The 8,364-nt window shown below is 58.2% G+C and carries 8 protein-coding genes; 1 reads left to right on the top strand and 7 read right to left on the bottom strand.

Translation table 11 applies throughout. The features are described 5' to 3' along the window. Positions 1–38: 38 nt before the first annotated feature. The 7 genes from AAAB35_RS27350 to tpiA all read right to left on the bottom strand — a co-directional run bounded on the left by AAAB35_RS27350 (position 39) and on the right by tpiA (position 6,314). A complete protein-coding gene (locus AAAB35_RS27350; RefSeq protein ID WP_340671486.1) occupies positions 39–401 on the bottom strand; it encodes a PRC-barrel domain-containing protein in 363 nt (120 codons plus the stop codon). Between the two features lie 105 nt (positions 402–506). Continuing rightward, positions 507–1,340, bottom strand: coding sequence for a 3-deoxy-8-phosphooctulonate synthase (gene kdsA, locus AAAB35_RS27345; RefSeq protein ID WP_340671488.1), 834 nt, complete (start codon positions 1,338–1,340; stop codon positions 507–509). Then, a complete protein-coding gene (locus tag AAAB35_RS27340) occupies positions 1,337–2,233 on the bottom strand; it encodes a VOC family protein (protein ID WP_340671485.1) in 897 nt (298 codons plus the stop codon). Before AAAB35_RS27340 ends, kdsA begins: the two co-directional genes overlap by 4 nt. A gap of 47 nt (positions 2,234–2,280) precedes the next feature. Beyond that, complete coding sequence (locus AAAB35_RS27335; RefSeq protein WP_340671484.1) at positions 2,281–3,909, bottom strand: CTP synthase; 1,629 nt, start codon at positions 3,907–3,909, stop codon at positions 2,281–2,283. Between the two features lie 144 nt (positions 3,910–4,053). Then, the gene (locus AAAB35_RS27330) at positions 4,054–4,746 is read right to left on the bottom strand and encodes a L,D-transpeptidase (RefSeq protein ID WP_340671483.1); all 693 of its coding nucleotides are present in this window, start codon (positions 4,744–4,746) and stop codon (positions 4,054–4,056) included. A gap of 207 nt (positions 4,747–4,953) precedes the next feature. Beyond that, complete coding sequence (gene secG / locus AAAB35_RS27325; RefSeq protein WP_340671482.1) at positions 4,954–5,439, bottom strand: preprotein translocase subunit SecG; 486 nt, start codon at positions 5,437–5,439, stop codon at positions 4,954–4,956. A 110-nt stretch (positions 5,440–5,549) separates the two neighbouring features. Further along, a complete protein-coding gene (gene tpiA / locus AAAB35_RS27320) occupies positions 5,550–6,314 on the bottom strand; it encodes a triose-phosphate isomerase (protein ID WP_340671481.1) in 765 nt (254 codons plus the stop codon). Positions 6,315–6,468: 154 nt separating this feature from the next. Between tpiA and AAAB35_RS27315 the strand changes: the two genes are divergently transcribed. After that, positions 6,469–8,358 (top strand): peptidyl-prolyl cis-trans isomerase, encoded by a 1,890-nt coding sequence (locus AAAB35_RS27315; RefSeq protein ID WP_340671480.1) that lies wholly within the window; start codon positions 6,469–6,471, stop codon positions 8,356–8,358. Positions 8,359–8,364 lie beyond the last annotated feature (6 nt).

The following is an 8,364-nucleotide window of genomic DNA, read 5'->3' as shown; positions in this document are numbered from 1 at the left end:
GCCAATGGCGACCCTTTTGCAAGCGCCTCAGGGCAAAATTAGGCCGCCCTGTCGACCTTATAGTATGAGAATGCGTTATCGCGGACGCGGCGACCATCATTCTCGGTAAGCTCGGAGATGGTGTGGGCCGGGGCCTGCATCAACTGTTCCTTGGTGAACGGCACGACGTAGCCGCCTGTGCTTTCATCGTAGTTCAACAGTTTCCACGGAACAGCATGGTATTTCTCACCCATGCCCAGGAATCCGCCGAAGCCGATAACTGCGAACATGATGCCGTCGGAAGTCTTGTCCAACATGACATCTTCGATCTCGCCAATCTTGTCGTTTGCTTCGTTATACACGTTCGTGCCTACAACGCGGGTGGCGCGAATTGCTGTCGTATGTCCGGATTTTGTCGGCATAATTCTTACTCCTTCTTGGACTTGCCATGAAGGAGTAATGAGCAACACCGCGTCAGGGTTGCATAAAAAGATAATTTCTCGAGACGGAACCTTCGCCGGTCTACTTCAAGCTCTTTTGGCGATCCGGTCGAACTCGAGGAGGGTCTCGAGCAGCCGCGGCATCTGATTGATCGGCACCATATTGGGGCCATCCGACGGCGCATGGTCGGGGTCCTGATGGGTTTCGATGAAGACACCGGCAACGCCGACGGCAACGGCAGCACGCGCCAGCGTTTCGACAAATTCGCGCTGACCGCCGGAGGACCCGCCCTGCCCGCCCGGCTGCTGCACCGAATGCGTCGCGTCGAAAATTACGGGGGTGCCGATGCTGGCCATGATCGGGAGCGATCGCATGTCCGACACGAGCGTGTTGTAGCCGAAGGACGCTCCGCGCTCAGTCAACATCACGTTTGGATTGCCGCTTTCGGTAACCTTCGCCGCGACATTTTTCATATCCCAGGGTGCGAGAAACTGCCCCTTCTTGATGTTGACGACCTTGCCGGTCTTGGCTGCCGCGATCAAGAGGTCGGTCTGGCGGCACAGGAATGCGGGTATCTGCAGAATATCGACCACTTCACCAAGGATCGCGCATTGCTCTTCCGTGTGCACGTCGGTCAATGTCGGCAGTCCGAATTCCTTGCGGATGTCGGCGAAGACCGGCAGGGAGTTCTCAAGCCCGAAACCGCGCTTACCCGTCAACGATGTACGATTGGCCTTGTCAAAGCTGGACTTGTACACGAGGCCAATACCGAGCTTGCCGGTAATTTCTTTCAAGGCGCCAGCCATATCGAACGCGTGCTGGCGGCTCTCCATCTGGCAAGGTCCAGCGATAAGGGACAATTGCGAAGCGTTCGAAAACGCCACATTGCCGGCGGAAACGGTCGTGTTCGGGGTCATCAGAGGGCCTCAAATGCGATGGCAGCGCCCTGACCTGGTGCCTTGTGGACGATCAGGCGGGAGCCACTCGGTTCGAAGGGAATATCGTTGTTGCGAAGTAGGGATTCAACGGCAGAAAGGTCGCGAACACCAAGTACGAAGGCCTGCAGGCGCAAGCCGCGCTCCAGTTCCGATGCTTCAAGGCCGAAGAAGGAATGCAGCCCCTGCGGCGAGAGCACGCTCACATTGGCATTTGCCGAACGCAAATCCATGCCGAACGAGTGAGCGTTGACATCCCGTTGGTTGAGAACTTCCTGGAGCAAATATTGGAAATCCGTTGGGTTGACCTCGGATAGAATCACCTCACGCAACGCGACAGCACCATTCGCATGGGCTTGTAGCTGGGTGCGGTCGACCTTCGGCGTGTTGACGCGTTCGCAGGTAAAGAAAAAGGCATCGGGTGCACGCAGGTCCGCGGCAAACGCGAGCTTGAAACCCGCCCTGTCCTCCTTGCCGTCGGGCGTGACGAACGGGCGTGAGAAATTCAGAATTTCGCCGACAGATATGCCAGCCTCGACAAAAGCCGAATGGTCACGCTCCGCATCTTGCGATCCCATGACGAGAGCCGAAAACCCCTCATTGCCCTGACGGAACCGATAGGCCTGATCCCGCGCGACAAAGACATTGCCGCGTCTCGCCTCGGCCTCGCAGATCTCCCGCTGGCCAACAGCGAGAAACTCGAAAAAGGTATCGTCCGCCAAGTACACGCAAGCGTTTTCTGTGCCGAACGGATGTTTCCCAACTGGCGCGACCGTGAAGCCGAGGCGGCTCAAGCGTCGACGCGCAACATCGAGATCGGCGGTCGGCAGCACGAGGTGGTCGACCGGGCGTGGCGTGCGGGGTGAAAGCGTGGTCATAGCGAAGGGTATGTCTCAAAGCATTTCAAAGTCACACCCTCCACCGGTCAAACGAGCCGGCTTTGGGCCATGGCCGCATTGATGAACGACGCAAACAGTGGGTGTGGCTCAAACGGACGGGATTTCAGTTCCGGATGGTACTGGACGCCGATGAACCATGGGTGATCGGCATATTCGATCGTTTCCGGCTGGACACCGTCCGGTGACATGCCTGAAAACACGAGACCGCAATCCTCCAGCTTTTGCTTGTAGTCGATATTGACCTCATAGCGATGGCGATGGCGCTCGAAGATATCGGTTGATCCATAGATGTCGGCGATGCGTGTGCCGGACTTCAGCAAGGCCTCATAAGCGCCGAGCCGCATTGTTCCACCCAGATCGCCTGCCTTGGTGCGCTTCTCGAGCATGTTGCCCTTCAGCCATTCGGTCATGAGACCGACGACCGGTTCCTTGGTCGGGCCGAACTCCGTCGACGACGCATGGTCAACGCCGGCCAGCGAGCGCGCTGCTTCGAGCACCGCCATCTGCATGCCGAAGCAGATGCCGAAATAAGGCACCTTCCTCTCGCGGGCGAATTTCGCCGCCAGAATCTTGCCTTCCGATCCTCGCTCTCCGAATCCACCCGGAACGAGGATGCCATGGACCTTCTGCAGGTATGGCGCCGGATCTTCCTGCTCGAAGATCTCAGATTCGATCCAGTCGAGATTGACCTTTACCCTGTTGGCCATGCCGCCATGGTGCAGTGCTTCGATCAGCGATTTATATGCGTCCTTGAGTCCGGTATACTTGCCGACGATGGCAATCGTGACCTCGCCTTCCGGGTTGTGGATGCGCTGGCTGACTTCATCCCAACGCTCCATCCGCGGCTTCGGCGCGGGATCGATTCCAAATGCCGCCAGAACCTCCGAGTCGAGGCCCTCCTTGTGGTAGGCCATCGGCACGTCGTAGATCGTCTCGACATCCAGCGCCTGAATGACAGCAGAAGCACGCACATTGCAGAACAGCGACAGCTTGCGCCGTTCCGATTCCGGAATTTCGCGATCGGCGCGGATAAGCAGGATATCGGGCGCAATACCGATGGACCGCAGCTCTTTTACCGAATGCTGGGTCGGTTTGGTCTTCAGTTCACCGGCGGCCGGGATATAGGGCATCAAGGTCAAGTGAATATAGACAGCCGACCCGCGTGGAAGGTCGTTGCCGAGCTGGCGGATCGCTTCTAGGAACGGCATGGCTTCGATATCGCCGACGGTGCCGCCGATCTCGCAGAGCACGAAGTCATACTCCTCATTGCCTTCGACAATGAAATTCTTGATCTCGTCCGTCACATGCGGAATCACCTGAACCGTCGCGCCGAGATAGTCGCCCCTGCGCTCCTTTTCGATGATGTTGCGGTAGATCCGCCCAGTGGTGATATTGTCCTGCTTGTTGGCGGGACGCCCCGTAAAGCGCTCGTAGTGACCGAGATCAAGGTCAGTTTCCGCGCCATCGTCGGTCACGAACACTTCGCCGTGTTGATACGGCGACATCGTACCGGGGTCGACGTTGAGGTAAGGGTCCAGCTTGCGAATCCGTACACGGTATCCACGAGCCTGCAGAAGCGCCGCCAAAGCAGCTGCAGCGATGCCTTTTCCGAGGGAAGAAACCACGCCGCCAGTGATGAAAACATATCGGGCCATGGGCTTATCTCGTTAGTCCTTTGCGAGTGATTTGGCCACAAAAAAATTGGCGAGGTGCCGATTTTCCCGTTCCAAGAGTTATTCGTTCCAAACAAAACGGCCAGACGCGAGGTCTGGCCGTTCCAGTCAGTTCAAAGATAAAACTTATAGCACAATAACTTCCGTGCCAACGCTCACGCGATTGTAGAGATCGATGACATGGTCATTGACCATGCGGAAGCAGCCGTTCGAAGCAGAACTGCCGATGGTCCAGGGCTGGATCGTACCATGGATACGAACATGTGTGTCCTTGTTGCCCTGCGACAGATAGAGGGCGCGGGCACCGAGTGGATTGCCAGGTCCGCCATCCATACCGTTTTCGTACTTCGCATAATGGGCGGGTTCGCGTTCGATCATTTCCTTGGTCGGGATCCAGCGCGGCCACTCGCGCTTGGTCTGGATCCTGGCAGTACCTTTGAACTCCAGCCCTTCCTTGCCGACGGCAATGCCGTAGCGGCGAGCGGTGAAGGGCGATTCAACCAGGTACAGGAACTTTTCCTTCGGATTGATGACGATCGTGCCCGCCTTGTAACCGGTAAAGGGCACGTCCTGCGGCATGTATTTCGGATCGATGCCGTATTTGTTCTTGGCTTTGCCGGTCGCCGGCTTGCGCACTTCAGCGACTTCGATCGGCGCTGCGGCGGCGGCATCCGGGTTCACAACCGCTTCCGGTGCTACCGGCTCGGGCATACCGCCAGCAAAGGGGTTGAGGATCCGCTTCAGAAACGGTTCGGCGGATGCCGGGCCGGTCAAGGCCAGGACTGACATACCAATAAGTAAGGAACGACGTGAAAGCATATTTCGAAATCCCGCGTAGATTGCACAACGCCATCACGGCGTTTGCGAGGCCCCCGAGGCCAACTTTTATGGCGATAACCGAAGACCGGTTTCTTCTCAATGCAAATCGCTGTGAAGATGAGCCTGCAACGATTCTTCACACATCACGGTTGCGGAAGCGCAACACTTTATTGCGCTACCAGCGAAAGGCGTTCGAACGGTCCGCGATTACTGCGAATTCGGGACCGGATTTGCCGGCTGTGCCGGGGCCGGCGTAACTGGTGCCGTTGCGGCAGGAGCCGTCGATTCGGGCGATGCCGGTGCAGCCGCGCCGGGAGCGGCAGGTGCATCTGTCGGCGGTGTCGCGGGCTTTGACGAGGCGCCGCCCAGCTGATTAAGGATACCGCCGCTCGTCGGGGGCTGCTGACCCTGCTGTCCCGCTGGCTGCGTACCCGTCGTCTGCGGAATACGATTCAAGATGTCCGTCGGGTTTTCACTGTAGCGGGACATGATCCCCAGCGCCAGCGATGTGATGAAGAAACCAGCTGCAAGGATTGCCGTCGCACGAGTCAGCGCATTGGCAGCGCCACGTGCCGTCATGAATCCGGAACCGCCACCGATCCCGAGACCGCCACCTTCCGAGCGCTGCATAAGTACGACGCCGACGAGGGCAAGTACAATCAGAAGATGAATGACGATGACAACGGTTTGCATGGGGTATTTCTGCTTTCTAGAAATCGGACGCGGCTCTTTACACCGTATCCTTCAATAAACCAAGCCCGTCCGAAGACAGATTTCCTGGTTTAATTGCACGTCAGCGCCGATCAAAGTGCGTGATACGCTTCACAGATGGCGAGGAAGTCGACCGCTTTCAAGCTAGCGCCACCAACAAGTGCTCCATCGACATTGTCGATACCGAGTAGTTCCACGGCATTGGATGGCTTCACCGAGCCTCCGTACAGGATCCGCATTTTGGCCCCGTCGTCGCCAAAGCGCCTGGCGAGAGCCGTACGGATCGAACCATGCACCTCCTTCACATCCGCTGCAGTGGGGGTCAGGCCGGTGCCTATGGCCCAGACCGGCTCATAGGCGATTATCGTGTTGTCCGACTGTGCCCCCGCAGGGACAGATCCTGCAAGCTGTGTTGCGATGATCTCAAGCGTGGCGCCGGAACGGCGCTGCGCCTCGGTCTCGCCTATACAGATAATTGTCGTCAGGCCGGCATCCCAACCGGCCATCGCCTTGGCATTGACTATAGCGTCCGTCTCGCCGTGATCTGTCCGTCGCTCGGAATGACCGACGATGACATGGGTTGCGCCGGCATCCCGCATCATATCGGCGGCAATATCGCCTGTGTGCGCGCCGGACTTCTTGAAATGACAATCCTGCCCGCCGATTGCCAATGCCTCGCCTTCAACCAACTGCGCGGCCCTGAAAATTAGCGTTGCAGGCACGCAGATCAACGCGTCGATTTTTTCGCCGATAGCAGAGTTTGGCCGGTTGACGATCGTCCGCAGCTCGTCGAGCGACTCTCCGGTACCGTTCATTTTCCAGTTGCCAGCAACGAGCGGACGCACATCAGGGGTCATTGGACGTTTCCTTGGATGATGGTTTGGTCGATTTTCTCAGTCATTTGATTGCCTGACTAGCAAATTCAATTGATAAAGCAATCGACACGTGCCCCGCATCACGCTATTCCCGCGTGGATTAAATTATGCTTCTTGACTGACACGGTGATTTTTCATGCTCGACTCTCTCCGCAATGTGGCACAGACCTGGGTGGTCAAGGTGCTCATGGGCCTTCTCGTCATCAGCTTTGCCGGATGGGGTGTATCCAATACGATCCTCGGTGCCATCAGCGGTGGTGCTGCGATCCGCGCCGGCCATTCAGAGGTCTCGCCGGTGGACTATCGCCTGGCCTATGACCGCCAGCTTGCCGCTCTCTCGCAGCAATTCGGCCAAAGGCTGACGCGCGAACAGGCCGATGCCATTGGTATCGGCCATCAGGTTCAGGCGCAGCTCGTGGCAGGCGTGGTTCTCGACGAACAGGCGCGGACCATGTCGCTCGGACTCTCGAAAGATCGCCTCGCCCAGCTCGCGGCCGAAGATCCTGCCTTTCATGGCCCCGACGGTCGCTTCAGTTCGGCGCAGTTCGATGCGGTGTTGCGCAATGCCGGCATGAACCCACAAAGCTATCTCGACAACCGGGCGCAGGTGGCGCGCCGGCAGCAGATCGTCGAGGCAGTTGCCGATGGTATGAAGGCTCCTGACGCGCTTCTGAAAGCCGTCGCCATGTACAAGGGTGAATCGCGCACGATCGACTATGTTGCGATGCCGGCGGACTTCATCAAGGACGTGGCCGATCCGAGCGACGAGGCTTTGAAGACTTACTTCGAGGCCAACAAGGAAGCCTACGGCGCGCCGCAATACCGCAAGATCAGCTATGTGAAGCTCGAGCCGAAGGACATTGCCAATCCGACAACTGTGACCCCTGAGGAGGTTAAGGCCGAGTACGACAAGAACATTTCTCGCTATACCACGCCGGAAACCCGGACCATCGAACAGCTCACCTTCGCCAGTGAAGACGCAGCGAAGGCCGCCCATGACAAGATCGCGGCAGGCACGAGCTTCGAAGATGTGGTCAAATCGGAAGGCAAGACCTTGGACGACGTGCGGCTTGGAACATTCCCTAAGCCTGCCCTGCCCGACCGATCACTCGCCGACGCTATCTTTGCACTCCAGCCGAATAGCGTCAGCGACGTTCTCAAGGGTGCTTTCGGCCCCGTAATCGTTCGCGTCACCGCAGCAACGCCGGAAGTGGTCAAGCCGCTCTCGGAAGTTGAGAACGACATTCGCGAGAACATCGCCCTCGCCCAGGCAGCATCGACCATCGGCGACGTGCACGACGCCTATGAAAATGCGCGCGCCGACGGGCAGTCCATGGCGGAAGCCGCAGCCAAACAGAATCTCAAGATGGTAACCATCGAAGCCGCCGATCAAGCCGGCCGCGGCTTGGATGAAAAGCCGCTTGCGAACCTGCCTTTCGATGAGAACCAGCTAGCCGCTGTCTTCCAGGCCGACGTAGGCTTCGATAACGAGCCGTTCAATCTCGGTACGAATGGCTATCTCTGGTATGACGTTACCGGCGTCACGCCTGCACGTGAGCGCCCGCTCGACGAGGTAAAAGCGCGTGTTGTCGCAAACTGGAAGAAGGCGGAGATCGAAAAGCAGCTCAACGCGAAGGCCGAGGAGGTGCGCAAACGCGTTGCCGACGGCGCTACGCTCGATGCGATCGCGGCCGAATTCAAGTTCACCAAGGATACGAAACGCGGCATCACGCGCGAAAGCAAAGACGCGGATCTCGGTGAAGGCGGTGTCGCGTCGGTCTTCGATGGTCCGGAGGGCATCGTTGGCGTCACAGAATCCGCCACTGACGGCTCGAAGCTAATCTTCAAGGTCACGGAATCGATCGAACCGGCAAATGTTGGCCCCGATGCGATCACGACGGTCGAGAAGAACGCGTTCGGCAATCGCCTGGCCGATGACCTGCTGGACCAACTGGTCACACAGTTGCAGACCGTCTATCCTGTCACCGTGAACCAGACCATCATCGACCGGGCATTGGCCCGCTGAGCCGCG

Source organism: Phyllobacterium sp. (assembly GCF_037994425.1).
In the GTDB taxonomy this organism is placed as follows: Bacteria; Pseudomonadota; Alphaproteobacteria; order Rhizobiales; family Rhizobiaceae; genus Phyllobacterium.
The sequence above is the reverse complement of the archived record's forward strand: the minus strand, read 5'-3'. Positions and strand labels throughout refer to the sequence as shown.

Excerpts from the sequence above, each read along its gene's own strand:
- AAAB35_RS27330 (WP_340671483.1), bottom strand. The coding sequence starts at position 4,746 with ATGCTTTCACGTCGTTCCTTACTTATTGGTATGTCAGTCCTGGCCTTG.
- AAAB35_RS27340 (WP_340671485.1), bottom strand. The coding sequence starts at position 2,233 with ATGACCACGCTTTCACCCCGCACGCCACGCCCGGTCGACCACCTCGTG.
- tpiA (WP_340671481.1), bottom strand. The coding sequence starts at position 6,314 with ATGACCCCTGATGTGCGTCCGCTCGTTGCTGGCAACTGGAAAATGAAC.
- secG (WP_340671482.1), bottom strand. The coding sequence starts at position 5,439 with ATGCAAACCGTTGTCATCGTCATTCATCTTCTGATTGTACTTGCCCTC.
- AAAB35_RS27350 (WP_340671486.1), bottom strand. The coding sequence starts at position 401 with ATGCCGACAAAATCCGGACATACGACAGCAATTCGCGCCACCCGCGTT.
- AAAB35_RS27335 (WP_340671484.1), bottom strand. The coding sequence starts at position 3,909 with ATGGCCCGATATGTTTTCATCACTGGCGGCGTGGTTTCTTCCCTCGGA.
- AAAB35_RS27315 (WP_340671480.1), top strand. The coding sequence starts at position 6,469 with ATGCTCGACTCTCTCCGCAATGTGGCACAGACCTGGGTGGTCAAGGTG.